The following is an 18,335-nucleotide window of genomic DNA, read 5'->3' as shown; positions in this document are numbered from 1 at the left end:
CCGTCCGTTTTCCCCGCGCGCCCCTGGCGGCGCGCTTCGACAAGACCACCACACATGTTCAAGCAACTGTGGGCCACCAAGCACCCGCATGCCGCCCATGAAGACGCCAACGGCCTCAGCCTGCGCCGCCACCTCGGCCCCTGGGGGCTGACCGCCCTCGGCATCGGCGCGGTGATCGGCGGCGGCATCTTCGTCATCACCGGCCAGGCCGCCGCCAACCACGCCGGCCCGGCGATCATGCTGTCGTTCGTGCTGGCCGCCATCTGCTGCGCCTTCTGCGCACTGGCCTACGCCGAGTTCGCCTCGATGGTGCCGGTGTCCGGCAGCGCCTACACCTATACCTATGCCACCTTCGGCGAGCTCTCGGCCTGGTTCATCGGCTGGATGCTGGTGCTGGAGTACGGCGTCTCCGCGTCAGCCGTGGCGGTCAGCTGGACCGGCTATTTCCTCAGCCTGCTCAGCCAGTTCGACATCCATCTACCGGCGGCGCTGGTCAGCGCGCCACTCGACGCGCAGCTGCGCCCGACCGGCGCGATCGCCAACCTGCCGGCCGCCGCGCTGGTACTGCTGCTGACCTGGCTGTGCTACGTCGGCATCAGCAAGTCCTCGGCGATGAACATGGCGATGGTCGTGCTCAAGACCGGCCTGATCGTGCTGGTCATCGTGGTCGGCTGGAAGTACGTCGACACCAGCAACTGGACCCCGTTCATCCCCGCCAACGAAGGCCCCGGCAAGTACGGCATGGAAGGCGTGCTGCGTGGCGCGGCGATGGTGTTCTTCGCCTACATCGGCTTCGAGGCGGTGTCGGTGGCGGCGCAGGAATCGAAGAACCCGCAGCGCGACATGCCGATCGGCATGATGCTGTCGCTGGCGGTCTGCACCGTGCTGTACATCGCCATGGCCGCTGTGATGACCGGCCTGGTGCCGTACCAGCTGCTGGGCACCGACGAGCCGGTGGTGACCGCAGTGGCCGCGCATCCGCAGCTGGGCTGGCTGCGCTGGGTGGTCGAGGTCGGCGCGCTGGTCGGCCTGTCCTCGGTGGTGCTGGTGATGATCATCGGCCAGCCGCGCATCTTCATGATCATGGGCCGCGATGGCCTGCTGCCGCCGGTGTTCACCAAGATCCATCCAAAGTACCGCACCCCGCACATCAACACCGTGATCACCGGCATCGGCATCGCGCTGCTGGCGGCGCTGTTCCCGCTGGACATCCTCGGTGAGCTGACCTCGATGGGCACGCTGATCGCGTTTGCTGCGGTGTGTGCCGGCGTGCTGATCCTGCGCCGCACCCAGCCGGACCTGCCGCGCCCGTTCCGCATGCCGATGGCGTGGCTGATCTGCAGCCTGGGCGTGCTGAGCTGCCTGGCGCTGCTGTCGGCGATGACGATGCACAACTGGATGCTGATGGGCGTGTGGACGTTCGTCGGCTTCGTGATCTATTTCTGCTACGGCTTCAAGCACAGCCGTCTGCGGGGAAAGTAAGGGGTTTTGCATTGCAGGGCCTGCGGCCCTGCACCCGCCTTTGAAGCCGGAGCAACGGCAACGGCGACAGCTGGGCTGAGGCTTTGGTGGGGCGGATTGGGTTAGCGGGGGACGCCGTGAACCCATCCATGGGGGCTTGGCCGCGGCATCCATGCCGCGGACACCCCCGCGAACCCAACCCGCCCCACCTCCGACAGTCTGCTGGCACGTCCAGTAGATCCACGCCATGCGTGGATGAATTGCGTCTGAGAGATGAATTCTCTCCGGTCGATGAATTCCCTGTAGAGCCGAGCCATGCTCGGCTCCGAGCAAGCGCAGCGCGGCGACCCGCTTTTCGCTTTTCCTTCTTCACTCCGTGGCTGGCGCGCACGGAACCTGTCCGTGGCCGGTTGGGTGGGCTGCGCAGGGATGTCCGCGGCATGGATGCCGCGGCCAAGCCCCCATGGACGGGTTCACGGCGTCCCCTGCGCAGCCCACCCAACCGGCCAACCCACGGAATCTGCTTCTGACGCAAGCCACGAGGGGCTCAGCCGTTGGCCGAATCCAGTAAAATCGCCGGCATGAACGCCCCCACCTTCCCCTACGACACCGCGCGCCTGAGCGAACTGGCCCAGCTGCTGATCGACAACGTCCGCGAACTGGCCCACGCCGGCTGGACCCCGGCCACCAGCAGCAACTTCTCCCACCGCCTGGATGACGGCCACGCGGCGATCACCGTGTCCGGCAAGGACAAGGGCCGCCTGATCGAGGACGACATCATGGTGGTGGACTTCGACGGCAAGGCCGTCGGCCGCCCGCTGCGCCCGTCCGCCGAAACCCTGCTGCACACCCAGCTGTACCGCCGCTTCCCGGAGATCGGCTGCGTCCTGCACACCCATTCGCCCGTGCAGACCATCGCCTCGCGCCTGTATGCGCCGCAGGGCCATGTGCACCTGGAAGGCTACGAGCTGCTGAAGGCCTTCGCCGGCAACAGCACCCATGAGATGGCCATCGATGTGCCGGTGTTCGCCAACACCCAGGACATGAACGTGCTCTCCAGGCAGGTCGATGACCTGCTCGACCGGCAGGCCCTGTGGGGCTACCTGATCGATGGCCACGGCCTGTACGCCTGGGGCCGCGACATGGCCGAGGCACGCCGCCACCTGGAAGCGTTCGAGTTCCTGTTCCACTGCGAGCTGGAACTGCGCAAGCTGCGCGGCTGAACCCGCGCGCAGGTGCAGATGCCGATCCGGAATCTGCGCCGCGTCCCCACCCTGCTACCCTGTCTTCCCCCCGAGACGTTCAAGCTGCCGCCATGAGCCGACTGCGCATCTACGACGACACCCGCCCCGAATCGCCGCTGCTGGACAGCCAGGACGGTGCGATCATCGCTGCCGAACTGCAGAAGATCGGCGTCACCTTCGAGCGCTGGCAGGCCACCGCGCCAGTCGCACCGGGCGCCAGCCAGGATGAAGTGTTCGCCGCCTACCGCGCCGACATCGACCGCCTGGTCGCAGAGCGCGGCTTCAAGAGCGTGGACGTGGCCTCGATCGCCCCGGACAACCCGAACCGCGCTGAACTGCGCAAGAAGTTCCTCGACGAGCACTTCCACAAGGAAGACGAGGTGCGCTTCTTCGTGGCCGGATCGGGCCTGTTCACCCTGCACGTGGGTGACAAGGTCTACGAGATCGAGTGTGTGAAGGATGACCTGATCGCGGTGCCCGATGGCACCACCCACTGGTTCGACATGGGCGACGAGCCGAGCTTCGTGGCGATCCGCTTCTTCACCGAGCCGGATGGCTGGGTCGGTCACTTCACCGGCACCGACATCGCGCAGAAGTTCCCCCGTTACGTACCCACCCAGGCGTCCTGATCCATGCAGCCCCGCGTCATCCTGACCGACATCGAAGGCACCACCAGCAGCATCTCGTTCGTCAAGAACGTGCTGTTCCCCTATGCCCGCAAGGCGTTGCCCGCGTTCGTGGCCGAGCATGGCCAGCAGCCGGAGGTCCGCCGCTGGCTGGATGCGGTGGCCACCGAGATCGGCGGCGCCTGCCAGGACAGCCTGGTGGCCGAGACGCTGCAGGGCTGGATCGACCAGGACCGCAAGCACACTGCGCTGAAGGCGCTGCAGGGCATGATCTGGGACGAAGGCTACCGCCGCGGCGACTACACCGCCCACTTCTACCCGGAGGTGGCGCCGGTGCTGAAGGGCTGGCACGCGTCCGGCCTGCCGCTGTACGTGTACTCCTCCGGCTCGGTACCGGCGCAGAAACTGTTCTTCGGCTTCAGCGATGCCGGTGACCTCAGCCCGCTGGTGTCGGGCTGGTTCGACACCGAGGTGGGCGGCAAGCGTGAGGCCGACAGCTATCGCCGCATCGTGCAGTCGATCGGCGTGCCGGCCGGTGAGATCCTGTTCCTGTCCGACGTGGTCGAAGAACTCGACGCCGCCCGCGAAGCCGGCCTGCAGACCCGTCTGATCGACCGCCTGGACGACTACCCGCTGCCGCGCACCGGCCAGGCCGCCAACGGCCACGAGCGGGTCGAGAACTTCCAGCAGATCCAGCTGTAAAGCGCCTGGTAGATGCCAACCTTGGTTGGCATGCTTCGGGAGTGCCAACCAAGGTTGGCACCTACCAAAGCGGCGAGGTTGGCGTCGTGCAAGGCGGGATGCACCGCCCTCAACGATCGTTGAGGGTCTTCAGCTTCAGCGCTTCGCGCAGGGCAGCCAGATCCACTGGGCCGCGTACGGCGATATCGCGGGTTTCCCCCGGCAACAGGTCCAGCAGGTTGTCTTCGACCTGCACGTCCAGCGCACCGAAGTCGATCCACGCCGCCCGCACATACGCCGCGCTTTCCAGCCGCAGCCGATAGTGGTCGCCCTCGATGCTCAGGGCAGCTTTCAGCTTCTGCCGCGGTAACTGCTGGTCCTTGGCTTCGACGAAGCCAACCACCTGCCGCGCGCTCACCCTGCCGTCCCGCAGCAGCTCGAATACCGCAACCGTGCGCTTCGGATCGGCGCCGGCCAGCAGTTCGGCATCGCTGTAGGTGCCGATGTCGGTGACGCCGGCAGCGGCAAGCGTCACCGCCTGCTCGCGACGGCGCAGCACCTTGCCGTCCACGTCCATCACCCGCAGCCGCCAGCGCGCATCCAGCGCGGCGCCATCATTGAGCAGCCCCACCCGCGTACGGCCCTCGTCGCGCAGCGCGGCCACGGTGACCGGCGCGAAGAAGCGCCGCGCGGCGAAATGCAGCGCCTTCCAGCGGCCGAAGTAGTCCACGCTGGACCACGAAGCCCCCGGCCAGACATCGTTGAGCTGCCAGTACAGCGAACCCATCGTGTACGGCCGCGAGGCGCGATGATGCAGTGCCGCCAGTGCAATGCCATCGGCCTGCATCACCTGGCTCAGGTAAACGAAATCCTCGAAGTCCTTCGGCGTGCCGTAGCCCAGCTCGATGTAGTGCAGCAACCGGCTGTTGCCCTCGCCGGCCATGAATTTCTGGTGCGCGCGGATCACCGGGCTGTCGATGCGCTGCTCGGCGCGGGTGGCGATCTGGTCCACGGTCGCCACCGACGGCCACGCCTGCAGTCCGTACTCGGACATGAAGCGTGGGGTCTCGCGCAGGTAGGCCTGCACCGGCAATGCCGGATTACCCCAGACCTGCCAGTAGTGCTTGTCACCGCGGGTCGAATCGTTGGCCTTCTCGTCAAGGTCATTGCTTGGCGAGCTGGACCAGTACGGTACGCCCAGCCCTTCCTCACCCACGACCTTCCGCAGGTCGTTGCCGAACAGGTCGACATAGCCCTGCCAGACCTTCGCCGCAAATGCCGGGTCGGCCGCCTTCAGGTCGCGGCCATGGCCCCAGTCCTTCCAGGCGGTCTCTTCCTCGTTGTTGCCACACCACAGCACGATGCTGGGGTGATGCCGCAGGCGGCGCACGTTGTCGCGTGCTTCGGCCACCACGCTGGCACGGAACGCCGGATCGTAGCCCGGCTGCATGCCACCGCCGAACATGAAGTCCTGCCACACCAGCAGGCCGAGTTCATCGGCGATGTCGAAGAACGCATCGTCCTCGTAGTAGCCACCGCCCCAGTTGCGCAACATGTTCATGTTGGCATCGCGGGCCGCCGTCAACACCTGGCGCAGTCGCGCCGCATCGACGCGTGCGGGGAACGCGTCGAACGGGATCACGTTGGCACCCTTGGCGAAGATCGGCACGCCATTGATGACGAAAGCGAAGCCCTGCCCGCCCTTGCCGTCTTGCTCGCGGCGCAGTTCGACCGTGCGCAGGCCGATGCGCTGCTCGCGCGCCAGTTCCGCTGTGCTGCCGTCGTCAAGGCGTGCCTGCACGGTGTAACGGTCCTGCGCACCATGACCCACCGGCCACCAGCGCCGCGGCTTGGTCAGCTCAACCGGCAGCTCAACGGTGTTCTGGCCGGGCATCAGCGGCACCGTGCGTTGCACCTGGGCCACGCTGCGGCCCTGCGGATCGCGCACCTCCACATGCACCACGGCCGAGCCCGACACCGCCCCCTGCTCCACCTGCAGCAGCACCGCCAGCTTCGCCTGCTGGGCGTCCAGTGCATCCGTACGCACGGCCAGATCGGCCAGGCGGTGTGCATCCCAGGCCTGCAGGTCGACGCCACGCCAGACCCCGGCGGTGACATAACGCGGGCCCCAGTCCCAGCCGAAGTGATAGGCCGGCTTGCGCGCGAAGTTGCCGACCATCGCGTCCTTCGGCTCATCGCCATAGGGCGACGGATAGTTGCCAGCAATCTTGTGCGGCATGGCCTGCACGCCCGGCAGCAGCGTGCGGATCGGCGAACGGAACACGATCTGCAGCTCATTGCCCTTGGCCCGCAGCCGGCCCTCCACGCGCGCGCGCCAGGTACGATGTGCATTGTCTGCACGCAGCAGCGGTTTGCCGTTGAGGAGGACCTCCGCATAGGTATCGAGCCCATCGAAGCGCAGCTCGGCATTGGGCTTGGCAAGCGTCGCCGTATCCACGTCGAAACGGGCGCGGTATTCCCAGTCGGCCAGGCCGATCCATTGCAGCTCGGCCTCGGCTGCACCGACGTAGGGATCGCGGATCAACGCATGGGCCAGCAGATCGGTGTGCACGCTGCCCGGCACCGTTGCCGCGCGCCACTGCTGCAGGCCCGGATGCGCCGCACCCTGCGCGTCGCCGGGCAGCATGCGGAACTCCCACTGCGCCTGCAGCGGGGCTGCAGTTGCCGGAAACACGGAGGCTGCGATCAGCAGCAGGAGCAGACGGACAACGAGGGAAAGGCGATGCACGTGATGCTCCTGTTCTTGCGCCGAGCGAGGCCCAGCGCTACCGGTTCCAATACATCGCGCCTCAGCGCACGACGTTCAACACTTCGTAGCAGGCACCCATGGTGTGGTAATCCACCTTGCCGGCCGGGCTCTTCTCGTCGCTGTACTTGCGGTTGTCGGCATCGAGGATGCGGAACCAGGCGCCGTACCGGTGGTCGACGAAGTGCTCCCACGAATACGCCCAGAGGCGCTCGTACCACTGCCAGTAGCGGTCATCGCCGGTGCGCCTGGCCATCAGTGCGGCGGTGGCCAGCGTTTCGGCCTGCACCCAGAAGTATTTGTCGTCATCGCAGACGAAGCTGTCGCCACCGATCGGTGCGCCGTCCATGCCCGGCTGCCGGCGCGCTTCCGGTGCGAAGCCGTAGTACAGGCCACCCCGGGCGTCGTCCCAGCTGCGCGCCACGGCCACGTCGAACAGGTGCTGCGCGGTCGGAACCAGCCAATCGGCCTGCACGTGGCGATCGAGGATCAGCAGCAGCTTGGCCCACTCGGTCTGATGACCCGGCTGGAAGCCCCAAGGGCGGAACAGATGCTTGGGATCGTCCAGGTTGTAGTCCCAGTCGATCTCCCAGTTCACGTCGTAGTGTTCCCAGACCAGACCACCGGCCTTGGCGGCCTGGCGGCGGGTCATGTTGTCGGCCAACTGCAAGGCACGCTCGACGTAGCGCTGCTCGCCACTGGCCTCGAATGCGGCCAGCATCGCCTCGCACATGTGCATGTTGGCGTTCTGGCCGCGATAGCCGGTGAAGTTCCACTGGCCATCAGCTTCGTCCTTGTACAGGCCATGCTGCGGCTCCCAGAAGCGCGCTTCCAGCAGCTGCCAGGTCTCGTCCATCCACTCGCGGGCCTGCTCGATGCCGGCCTTCAGCGCGCAGCTGTAGGCCAGCAGCACGAAGGCCACGCCATAGCAGTGGTTCATGTCGTCCTCGACCTTGCCATCGCGCAGGGTCCAGGCATAGCCGCCGGTGGCCGGGTTTCGGTGCACCTTACGCAGGTAGCGCACGCCGTGCTCGACGGCCTCGCGGTACTCGGCATTGCCGAATTCGCGGTAGGCCATCGCATAGTTGAAGACGAAACGGGTGCTGCTTACCAGGTGGCGATGGCTGGCATCGTAGATGCTGCCGTCGTCACGGAAGTAGTGGAAGAAGCCACCGTTCGGATCGATGCAGCGCGGGTGGTAGAACGCCATCGTGTCGGCGATGTGCGCACGCAGGAACGCGGGTGAACGGAAGTCGGGCGAGGTGCTCATGCGGTAATGTCCTGGGCCTGCAGCAGCTGCTGCACTTCATCAAGCGAGGGCATCGCGGCAAACGCGCCCTTGCGGGTAACCGCCAGCGCACCGACTGCAGCGCCGAAGCGCAGCGTGGCGGTGATTGCCTCCGGGTCCTTGCAGAAGGCGGCGAAACCTGCGCCTGCGCCACCACGCTCGAGCAGGCCGACCAGCACGCCACCGACGAAGGCATCACCGGCCGCGGTAGTGTCGACGGTGGCCACGCGGAAGCTGGTGACCGTGCCGTGGTTGTCGCGGGTGTACCAGTGCAGCGTGGCTGCACCATCGGTGACGATGACCCAGCGTGCCTGCGCGGCCAGCAGGCGCCGCAGCACCGCCGCCTCGCCATCGGCTCCCAGCGGAGCTGCCAGGTAATCCAGTTCCTCGCGCGACAGCTTGACCAGGTCGGCGCGCTCCAGCGCCTGCCACAGGCGCGGCGTCGGATCGACGTCGGCAGGCCACAGGGCCGGACGCAGATTCAGATCGAGACTGACCACCGCGCCGGCCTTACGGGCCCGGTCCATGCCGGCGAAGGTCGCCTCGGCGATGGCCGGCTCGGTCAGGCTGTTGGAGCAGACGTGGAAGCACTGTGCGCTGTCGAGGCACTCCGCCTGGAAGTCACTGTCACGGAACAGCAGGTCGGCCGCCGGCGGGCGGTAGAAACTGAAGCTGCGCTCGCCGCTGGCGTCGAGGGCAACGAAGGCCAGTGCGGTCTTCGCCGCATCGGTACGCACGATGTAATCCGTGCCCACGCCGTGCTCGACCAGGCTGTCGGCCAGGAAGTCGCCGAACATGTCACGGCCGAGCATGCCGACGAACTGCGTCTTCGCACCCAGCCGTGCGGCGGCGACGGCGACGTTGGCCGGCGCACCGCCGGCGTACTGCAGGAACGCGCGCGGGGTATCGGCCGAGGCCGGCGGCTGCGCTAGTAGATCGATCAAAATTTCGCCGAAGCAAACGATGGCACCCATTCCGGACTCAGCCTCCCTGCGTTGCGGAGGCCGGCGTACGCGCGCCGACCAGTCCGTAGAAAATGATGTAGCCGTAGCACAGCAGCGGCAGGATGAAGCTGGCCTGCACACCGATGTGGTCGGCCAGCACGCCCTGCAGGTACGGCACCACGGCACCGCCGACGATGGCCATGATCAGCAGGCTGGAACCCTTGTTGGTCAGCGGGCCGAGGCGCTCGATGCTCAGTGCGAAGATGGTCGGGAACATGATCGAATTGAACAGGCCGATCGCCACCACCGAATACAGCGCGACGTTGCCGGAGCTCAGCATGGTCGTGACCAGCAGCCCCACGTTGACCAGCGCGAAGATCGCCAGCAGGCGGCTGGGCGAGAAGCGCGCCAGCAGCGCCGAACCGGCGAAGCGGCCGATCATCGCCATCGTCCAGTAGGCCGACACGTAGTGCGTGGCCTGCTGCTCGCTGAAGCCGCCGATGTTCGGCATCGACAGGTAGTTGACCAGGAAGCTGCCGATCGACACTTCGGCACCCACGTAGAAGAAGATGCCCAGCACGCCCAGCAACAGGTGGCGCTTGCGCAGCGCATCCAGGTAGCTGTGGTGGTGACCCTGGTCGGCCTGCTCGGTGGCATCACTCAGCGCCGGCAGGCGGAACAGGAACACGAACAGCGCCAGCAGCACCAGCGCCACCGCCAGGCCCACGTACGGGCCCTGCACGGCCTGCGCCTCGGCGGCACGGTAGGCCAGCTGCTCGGCGGCCGGCAGTGCCGCGATGTCATCGGCACTCTTCACCGTGTTGGACAGGATCAGCATGCCGCCGAAGATCGGCGCGATGGCCGTGCCCAGCGAGTTCAGCGCCTGCGCCAGGGTCAGGCGGCTGGAGCTGGTCTGTTCCGGGCCCAGCAGCGCCACGTAAGGATTGGCAGCGACCTGCAGCACGGTGATGCCGCTGGCCAGCACGAACAGCGCGCCGAGGAAGGCGCCATACACGCGCAGCTCGGCCGCCGGCCAGAAGCCCAGCGCACCGATGCCGGCGATCACCAGGCCGGCCACGATGCCCTTCTTGTAACCCAGCGCGGCGACCAACCGGCCCGCCGGCAGCGACATCAGGAAATAGGTGCCGAAGAAGGTGAACTGCACCAGCATCGCCTTGGCGTAGTTCAACTCGAACACCGCCTTCAGGTGCGGGATCAGGATGTCATTGAGGCAGGTCAGGAAGCCCCACATGAAGAAGATCGTGGTGACCACGGCCAGCGCCTTGCCGTTGGTGACGGCGGGTGCGTTGCCCGAAGAACCCGATGGACGGGGCGTTGCGGAGATCGGCATGCGGTACGCGCCTCGATGCGCGGAAGGTCGTTGTTGCGTGGAAGGGGTGTATGGAAGGAATCAGTTCGGTCGTGCGGCACTGCTTTCGCGGATGCGCAGCTGCACCGGCGCGACCGTGCGCCGTGGCGGCGCGTCCGGTTCGTCCAGCCGTTGCAGCAGCAGAGCGGCAGCTTGCCGGCCCCGCTCGCGCGGATCGGCAGTGAGCGTGGTCAACGGCGGCACCGCCACCGACGCCTCGGAAATATCATCGAAACCGGTAACGGCGAAGTCGCCACCCGGGCGGATGCCGCGCGAGTTCAGGCCCAGCATCAGGCCCAGCGCCACGGTGTCGTTGTAGCAGACCGCCGCACTGGGACGATGGCCATCGGCAAACAGCTCATCGGTGCGCGCCGCGGCTTCCAGGCGGTTCGGTGCCGACTCGATCATCCAGCCCGGCGGCAGCGACAGACCGGCCTCGGCCAGCGCCTGCTGGAAACCGGCGCGGCGCTGATGGCATGAACTGGAGGCGGCATGGCCACCAAAGAACGCGATCTGGCGATGGCCGCGCTCGATCAGGTGGCGGGTGGCCAGGTAGGCACCGTGCTGGTTGTCCAGGGTCAGGAAGTCCCAGTCGGCACCTTCCAGTTCGCGGTTGAACAGCAGCACGTTGGCGTTGGCACCCAATGCCTGGCGCAACTGCGCGGTATCACTTCCTTCGGCCGGCGACAGGATCAGGCCGGCCGGGGTGTGCTCCATCAACGTGGACAGCACCGCCTGCTGCCGCTCCGGCGATTCGCCCGTGCTGCCGAGCAGGGTCACATAACCGCGTCCGCCCAGCGCCTCGTCCACGCCGGACGCGAATTCGGCGAAGAACGGGTTGGACAGATCGTTGATCACCAGCGCGATGCTCGACGAGGTCCGCCGGCGCAGGTTGGCCGCCGCGCGGTTGTAGACATAGCGCTGGCGGCGCAGTTCGGCCTCGACCTTGGCCCGGGTATCGACGTTGACCAGTGGACTGCCGCGCAGCACCAGCGACACGGTGGCCCGCGACACGCCGATGGCACGCGCGATGTCGGTCACCGTCACCGCTTTGCCGGCGCGCTTGCTGGAACTGCTGCCGTTGTCGTTCATCGTCTTCCCGGACTCCGCTGGAGGCTCAAGCCTAATGGATCAGGGCCGTGTCGTGCCGTGCCGTTCGCTGGGTCACCGCGAACGGCACAGTCCGGCTCAGCGCAGCTGGCTGCCCGGCGCCGCGCACCAGGACACCGGCAGGTCCTTCACCGCCGTGCCCCAGCCCTGCTCCGGCGCCTTCGCATCCAGCGCGAACTGCAGGCGCGGGCCCTGCTGCAGGCGGTTCCAGTCCAGCCATACCGGCGCATGCGCCCGGCCATCGACCTTCACGCCCTGCACGTACTGCAGCTGCCGGCCATCCGCACCCGGCGCGTCGATGCGCAGGGTACGGCCATTGCCCATGTCCACTTCCACCTTGCTGAAGCGCGGGGTGTGCAGCAGGAACTGGCCGCTGCCCGGCACCGCCGGGTACACGCCGATGGCACTGAACAGGTACCAGGCCGACATCGTGCCCAGGTCATCGTTGCCGGTCACGCCGTTCGGCGCATTGGTGAACAACTGCTGCGCGGCACGCACCACCGCAGCGGTCTTCCACGGCTGGCCGATCAGCGTGTACAGCCACGGCGAGTGCAGGTCCGGCTCGTTGTTCGGGTTGTAACGGAACTGGTTGTAGTAGCTGTACGGCCCTACCACCCACTCCTTGCGGGCGGCGTGGAGCGGGTCGGCCTGCAGCGCATCCATCGCGAAGAACGCGTCGAGGCGGCGGCCGGCCTGCTCGCGGCCGTCCATCGCTTCGACCAGGCCCGGCACGTCCTGCTGCGCCAGCCACTGGTACTGCCATGCCGTACCTTCATGGAAGCCGTGGTGCGAACGCGGGCTGTAGTGGCCATCGGCCGGCGTGTACCACTGGCCATCCTCGGTGCGCGGGCGCGGGAAGCCGGTGAAACCGGTCTCGGCATCACGCACCTGCGGGTCCCACACCTTGCGCCAGTTGCGGCCGCGCTCACGCAGCGTCGCTGCGTCATGCGCATGGCCGAGGCCATCGGCCATCTGCGAGAGCGCGCAGTCGGCCAGCGCATACTCCAGCGTGGCCGAACCGCCGTGGTGCGGATCGACGTCCATGCCCTTGGACGGGAACGCGCGGTCGTAGACCACGTAGCCCTTGTCCAGGTAGGTCGGGTTGCCGGAGCGGCCGGCCATGCGCGAGTTCAGCGGCGGCGTACCGAAGGCGTTGCGGCGCAGCGCATCCCACGCCTGCGACTCACGGCCCTTGAGCGCGCCGAAGCGCCACAGGTCGACCATGAACGGCGTGACCGGATCGCCGGTCATGATGTTGGTCTCGAAGTTGGCATAGCCCCAGCGCGGCAGCCAGCCACCCTGCTCATCGATCGCCAGCAGCGTGCGGCCGATATCGCGTGCCACGTCCGGGCGGGTCAGTGCCAGCCACTGGTTCTGCGCACGGTAGGTATCCCACAACGAGAAGTACTCGTAGTAGGTCCAGCCGTCGGCGCGATGGATGCCATCGTCATAGCCACGGTAGCGGCCGTCGGCATCGTTGCCGGTCATCGGCTGCAGCAGCGCGTGGTAGACCGCGCTGTAGAACACCGCGCGGTCGTCGGCGTTGCCGCCCTGCACGCGCACCCGGCCCAGCTGCTCGCGCCACGCCTGCTGCGACAGCGCGCGCATGCGGTCGAAACCGAGCAGCGCCCCACCCTGCATGCCGTCGGCGCGCAGGTTGATGCGCGCGCCCTCGGCGTCCACGTGCGAGATCGCACTGACTGCGGTCACCGACTGGCCCTTGGCCAGGTCGAAGCTGAGCCAGGCACCATTCGGCTTCTGCTCGCCTTCCATGCTGTGGCGCGCACCTGGCAGGCCACCGCCCTCGCCCCAGGTGCCATGCGCCTTGAACGGGCGATCGAACTCGATGCGGAACCAGGTCGTGTACTGATGGCCACCACAGAAGCTCTTGGTGACCAGCTTGCCTTCGACCACGCGGTCGCCCACCACATCAACCACGCTGCCGATCACCGAATGGCGCTCGTTGGCTTGGCCGACATTGACCAGTACGTGGCCCTCGCCCTGGCGCTGGCTGAAGGTATAGCGCTCGGCGGCGGCACGGGTGCGTGCGGTGGTCTCGGCATCGATGCCGCCGTAACTGGTCAGGCGCACCTTGTAGTAGCCGGCCTGGCCGATCTCGCCGTCGTGGGTATAGGACGCGGCGTAGGCCTTGTGGTCGAACTGCTTCGGGTTGGCGGTATCGAAATCGCCACCGGGGCCGATCGAGCCGGTCACCGGCAGCACCGACACCTGGCCGCCCTGTTCCCAGCAGCCGGCGCCAGAGATGAACGAATGGCCGAAGCCGCGGATCTTGTCATCGTCATAGCGCCAGCCCGAATAATGACTGCCGATCGGGCTGACCTGGATCAGGCCGAACGGTGCCGACGCGCCCGGGAAGGTGTTGCCGTCGTCCTTGCTGCCGATGAAGGTATTGACCTCACGCTCCAGCGCCGCCGGCGCGGCCTGCAGCAGCATCGGCGTGGCCGACAGGGCGAGCAGGCAGGCCAGGCGCACCAGCGGGCGCGAAGACGATGGGACGGCGGGAGCGGACGGCACTGGACGCATGTCGGGTTCCTGTAGTCGATGACACGGAGGCATACGGTGCGGGCCGTCTGGCACCGTTCCACCGAGCTCCGCCTTTGACCGGCAGACAGCTTCCCCTGGAATGACGCGCGACCCGTTGAACCGTGGATTTAGATCGATTCAAGTAGAGCATGCCGATTCCGCCGAATGCATTCTGCGCCGCAGCATGAGGGGGGTGTTTGGCAGGGCTGCGCCCTGCACCTGCTGGTAGTGCCGGCCGCTGGCCGGCGACAGCAACAACAACAGCAAAAGCCGGCTATCCGTGGGATGGCGGGGTGGGTCCGGTTGCGGGGGACGCCGTAAACCCGTCCCTGGGGGCTTGGCCGCGGCATCCATGCCGCGGACACCCCCGCAACCGGACCCACCCCGCCTTCGACGGTTTCTCGCGATCTGCAGTAGATCCTCGCCGTGCGTGGATGAATCTCTGTCAGATAACGAAATCAATCGGGGTCAGAGCCGTTTTCCAAGGGAAAACGGCTCTGACCCCATGACCCCACGTGATTCCACGCTCCATCCAGCCGTCACCGGGAAACTGTCAAAGGTGGGGCGGTGTGGGCTGGCAGGACCGTTGGCGCCATGGATGGCGCCATCGAGCCCCCATGGGTGAGGGGGCTTTGCTTGCGAAGCACTGCTTCGCAAGCGCCCGAACGCACAGCCGCCAGCGGCTGGGCCGGACCCCGGAGGGGGGGTTACGGCGTCCCCGCAATCCCACACCGCCCCGCCAAACCATCGGAAAACCAGAGCCGCTTTGGCTTTGGCCCTTGCTTTGGGTTTGGCCGTTGCCCTGGCTCATAGCAGGTGCAGGGCGCAGCCCTGCCGACCCACCCTCCCCTGCGCACGAAAACGTTTCCACTGTTTTCAGCAAACCGTCATCCCTTCGCCACGCCAGTACCATATTGCGCAGCAGCATGCGCCCGCGGGCGACCCATGCTAAAAAACGCCCGCCCATCGCTTAGATCGATCCAAGACGACATTGCGATGGCCGGGAGTTGGGGAAGCAGTCACAGGACGTACCAGGCCATGCGCACGGTGCTACTGCCACTGCATGGCGATAGCGACAATGTCACTTCAAATTAGATCGATTCAAGTTGTCCGTGCCACGTCACCGGATCAATCCAGGAGAGAGGGAGAGATGGGAATGAAGCATTCAACACGCACGCACGGCCAGGACGCATTGTCACTGGCCATCGCGCTGGCCCTGGCCGCCGCCGTCGTTCCGGCCGGCGCCGCCGCGCAGCAGGCCGCTTCCACCGGCTCGCAGGACGCCACCAATCTGGACAGCGTCCAGGTCACCGGCTACCGCTACGCCATCGAGAAGAGCCTCGAACAGAAACGCGACGCCAACGCCGTGGTCGAAGTGATCACCGCCGAGGACGTCGGCAAGTTCCCCGACAAGAACGTCGCCGACGCACTACAGCGCGTGCCCGGCGTGATCATCACCCGCAGCGGCGGTGAAGGTAAGAACGTCAGCGTGCGTGGCCTCGCCTCGGATCTGACCCTGACCCAGTTGAACGGCAACTACGTCGCCACCTCGGAAACCAACGACGAAGCATCGCGTTCGTTCAACTACACCCTGCTGCCCTCGAACATGCTGTCGGCGGCGGAGCTGTACAAGACCCCGGAAGCACGCATCGACGAAGGCGGCATCGGTGGTACCGTCATCCTGCGTACCCGCCGCCCGCTGGACATGAAGGCCAACTCGGGTTTTGCCTCGATGGAAGGCACCTCGTCCGACACCAGCAGCGGTGTCGACCCGCAGGCGTCGGCGATGTACTCCTGGCACAGCGAGGATGAGCGTTTCGGCCTGCTGATCGGTGCGACCAAGCAGGTCCGCACCAACCGCAGCATGGAAGTCAGCACTGAAGACTGGCAGTGGTACAGCGACCGTGTGGACGCCAACGGCGCCGTCATCCATGACTATGTCTGGAACGCTCCCGGCCGCACCCGCAATCCGGCCGTGGACGTCCATGGCAACGCGCTGCCGGACGCCTCGCAGTTCTGGGGCCGCTCGGGCATCTACAACCAGAACGGCGGCCATTACTCCGGCTTCTTCATGCCGACCTCGGTCAACTTCGCCGTGCGTGATGAGCGCCGCGAGCGCACCGGCGGGCAGCTGACGTTCCAGTTCAAGCCGCTCGACAATGTCACGATGACGGCCAACTACTTCCGATTCGAGCTGCAGGGTGACTACACCCAGAACATGCTGAAGGTTCCGGAATGGAACCTGGCTCGCGTAGCCGGCGACGGCAACTGGGAAGGCGGCCGCATGCTCAACGGCTTCACCATGGACCCGAGCGGCACCATCGTGACCGGGGCGCAGTACCAGATGCAGCCGGGCCGCAACTACATCTGCAGCGAACAAGAGGCGGCTGCTGCCGGCCTGCGCCCAGGTGGTTGGGGTCCGGATGACTGCACCATTCCCACCCCGCAGCTGACCGGCACCTACAGCAAGGAAAAGGCGCTGTCGCAGACCGCCGACCTGACCATCGATTGGGACATCAGCCCGCTGTGGAAGGCCAGCTTTGCCGGTGGCCGGACCTGGTCGGAAGGCGGCCCGTCGATGAACTTCCGCATGTCGGCCAAACCGCGCCGCCAGGTCGATGGCCAGTGGCAGGCAGGCAACACCGCCACCTCCTGGGACCTGACCGGCACGCCGTCGGTGAACTTCTCGCCCGACCTGCAGCAACAGCTGATGGCCGGCATTGCCGAAGTGGACACCGGCTCCACCGACTCGTCGTGGAAGCGCACCGAGGTCAAGCAGAACCACTTCCAGGCCGATGTCACCAAGCTGTTCGAAGCCGGCTGGCTGGATTCAATCCAGTTCGGGGCCAAGTACAGCGACGGCAAGGTCCATCGCAACACCGGCAACACCTACTGGGTCTGCCAGGGCGCGGACCCGAGCGACTACAGCAAGCGCTACCAGGCCGGCTGTGATTCCACCGCGGGCATCGCACAGCCGGGCTTCTTCCTGTCGCAGCCGATGGGCAATATCGCCGGTGCGTTCAATGCCAATGTGTTCCCGGGCATCAACTACCCGGCCTACATCGATTATCTGAACAACCGCTACGGCGGCGTGCAGAACCGCACCGAGGACGACTTCGTCTACGACGTGCAGGAAAAAGTGTACTCGGGCTACTTCCAGGCGAACTTCCGCACCGAGCGCCTGCGCGGCAACATCGGCGTGCGCGTCGCACGGACCAAGCAGCATGCCGCCTCCAGCGATTCGGTCGAGCGCTTCAACGACTATTTCGCTGACAACGCGGCCGGTTCGCCGCTGGCGTGCACCGATCCCTCGGCGGCCGCACTGCTCGGCTCGAACGCTGGCTATGGTTGCGAAAGCGGCTTCGTGCGCCTGCCCGACAGCATGGCCCGGGTGAAGACCTACGAGCTGGCATCCCTGGACAAGACCTATACCGACTTCCTGCCGAGCTTCAACATCGCCTGGGACATCACCGATTCGCTGGTGCTGCGCGGTGCAGCGTCGAAGGTCATCGCCCGCCCCAGCTACACCAACATCGCCTATCCAGGCGGCCTGAGCTACTACTCCGATGAGTACAGCAATGATCGTCGCGTTGCTGGCGGCGCCGTCAACCCGGGCTGGTATGGTTCGGGGAGCAACAAGGAACTGGAACCGTTCAAGGCGACCCAGTACGACCTGAGCCTGGAGTGGTACTTCAAGCCGGGCGCCGTCGCCGGTATCGGCGTGTTCCGCAAGGACGTCAAGAACTTCACCGTGCCGGTGGTACGCGACCAGCAGATGAACGTCGGCGGCCAGAGCGTGACCGTGCAGAAGTACGAGACCCAGGCCAACGGCCGCGATGGCGTGTCGCAGGGCGTGGAAATCTACGGCCAGTACACCCTCGACTTCGGCCTCGGCTTCCAGGCCAACTACACCTACAACGACACCAACCTGGCGTCGGTAGAGATCAACGGCGAACAGATCGGTTCTTCGCCGCTGGTAGGCAGTGCCAAGAACCAGGCCAACTTCACCATGTTCTACGAGAACGAGAAGTTCCTGGCGCGTGCCTCGTACAACCGCCGTGGCGTGGTGGTCGGTGGTCTCAACAATGGCTTCAGCTCCTACTCCGAGCCGTACGACCAGCTGGATCTGAATGCCGCGTACAACATCCGCGAGGATCTGGCGCTGACCGCGTCGGTACTCAACGTCACCAAGTCCGAGCAGCGCGTGCATCTGGGCAACGACACCAAGGCCCGCCTGCTGTCGAACACCTACTCCGGCCGCCAGTACTACGTCGGCCTGACCTGGAAGTTCTAAGCCAACA

At 66.4% G+C, this 18,335-nt stretch carries 11 protein-coding genes; 5 read left to right on the top strand and 6 right to left on the bottom strand.

Features of this window, described 5'->3' with window-relative positions; all coding sequences use genetic code 11:
- Positions 1 to 54: 54 nt before the first annotated feature.
- The 4 genes from K5L94_RS10540 to mtnC all read left to right on the top strand — a co-directional run bounded on the left by K5L94_RS10540 (position 55) and on the right by mtnC (position 4,033).
- Positions 55 to 1,482 carry an amino acid permease gene (locus tag K5L94_RS10540; protein WP_164087018.1) on the top strand — a complete coding sequence of 476 codons (1,428 nt, stop codon included), beginning with the start codon at positions 55 to 57 and terminating at the stop codon, positions 1,480 to 1,482.
- Between the two features lie 560 nt (positions 1,483 to 2,042).
- Positions 2,043 to 2,684, top strand: a complete 642-nt coding sequence (locus K5L94_RS10535) for a methylthioribulose 1-phosphate dehydratase (RefSeq protein WP_164087019.1) — start codon at positions 2,043 to 2,045, stop codon at positions 2,682 to 2,684.
- 92 nt (positions 2,685 to 2,776) lie between these two features.
- Positions 2,777 to 3,334, top strand: coding sequence for a 1,2-dihydroxy-3-keto-5-methylthiopentene dioxygenase (locus tag K5L94_RS10530; protein ID WP_008264891.1), 558 nt, complete (start codon positions 2,777 to 2,779; stop codon positions 3,332 to 3,334).
- A gap of 3 nt (positions 3,335 to 3,337) precedes the next feature.
- Positions 3,338 to 4,033, top strand: a complete 696-nt coding sequence (gene mtnC / locus K5L94_RS10525; RefSeq protein WP_053449616.1) for an acireductone synthase — start codon at positions 3,338 to 3,340, stop codon at positions 4,031 to 4,033.
- 109 nt (positions 4,034 to 4,142) lie between these two features.
- On the opposite strand, the gene K5L94_RS10520 is transcribed toward mtnC, so the two are convergent.
- The 6 genes from K5L94_RS10520 to K5L94_RS10495 form a co-directional block, all read right to left on the bottom strand.
- Positions 4,143 to 6,761, bottom strand: coding sequence for a beta-mannosidase (locus K5L94_RS10520; protein WP_274512560.1), 2,619 nt, complete (start codon positions 6,759 to 6,761; stop codon positions 4,143 to 4,145).
- Between the two features lie 61 nt (positions 6,762 to 6,822).
- Positions 6,823 to 8,049, bottom strand: a complete 1,227-nt coding sequence (locus K5L94_RS10515) for an AGE family epimerase/isomerase (protein ID WP_274512559.1) — start codon at positions 8,047 to 8,049, stop codon at positions 6,823 to 6,825.
- Positions 8,046 to 9,041: a carbohydrate kinase family protein gene (locus K5L94_RS10510; protein WP_274512558.1), complete on the bottom strand. Its 996-nt coding sequence runs from the start codon at positions 9,039 to 9,041 to the stop codon at positions 8,046 to 8,048. Before K5L94_RS10510 ends, K5L94_RS10515 begins: the two co-directional genes overlap by 4 nt.
- 7 nt (positions 9,042 to 9,048) lie before the next feature.
- Complete coding sequence (gene fucP, locus K5L94_RS10505) at positions 9,049 to 10,362, bottom strand: L-fucose:H+ symporter permease (protein ID WP_008265126.1); 1,314 nt, start codon at positions 10,360 to 10,362, stop codon at positions 9,049 to 9,051.
- A 60-nt stretch (positions 10,363 to 10,422) separates the two neighbouring features.
- Positions 10,423 to 11,472, bottom strand: coding sequence for a LacI family DNA-binding transcriptional regulator (locus tag K5L94_RS10500; RefSeq protein WP_049434977.1), 1,050 nt, complete (start codon positions 11,470 to 11,472; stop codon positions 10,423 to 10,425).
- A 96-nt stretch (positions 11,473 to 11,568) separates the two neighbouring features.
- Positions 11,569 to 14,034, bottom strand: coding sequence for a GH92 family glycosyl hydrolase (locus K5L94_RS10495; RefSeq protein ID WP_274512557.1), 2,466 nt, complete (start codon positions 14,032 to 14,034; stop codon positions 11,569 to 11,571).
- 1,150 nt (positions 14,035 to 15,184) lie between these two features.
- Here K5L94_RS10495 and K5L94_RS10490 point away from each other — a divergent pair.
- Positions 15,185 to 18,328 carry a TonB-dependent receptor gene (locus K5L94_RS10490; protein ID WP_274512556.1) on the top strand — a complete coding sequence of 1,048 codons (3,144 nt, stop codon included), beginning with the start codon at positions 15,185 to 15,187 and terminating at the stop codon, positions 18,326 to 18,328.
- Positions 18,329 to 18,335 lie beyond the last annotated feature (7 nt).

The sequence above is a fragment of the Stenotrophomonas forensis genome, assembly GCF_028752115.1.
GTDB classification, from domain to species: domain Bacteria; phylum Pseudomonadota; class Gammaproteobacteria; order Xanthomonadales; family Xanthomonadaceae; genus Stenotrophomonas; species Stenotrophomonas forensis.
This window is presented reverse-complemented; position numbering and strand designations above follow the sequence as displayed.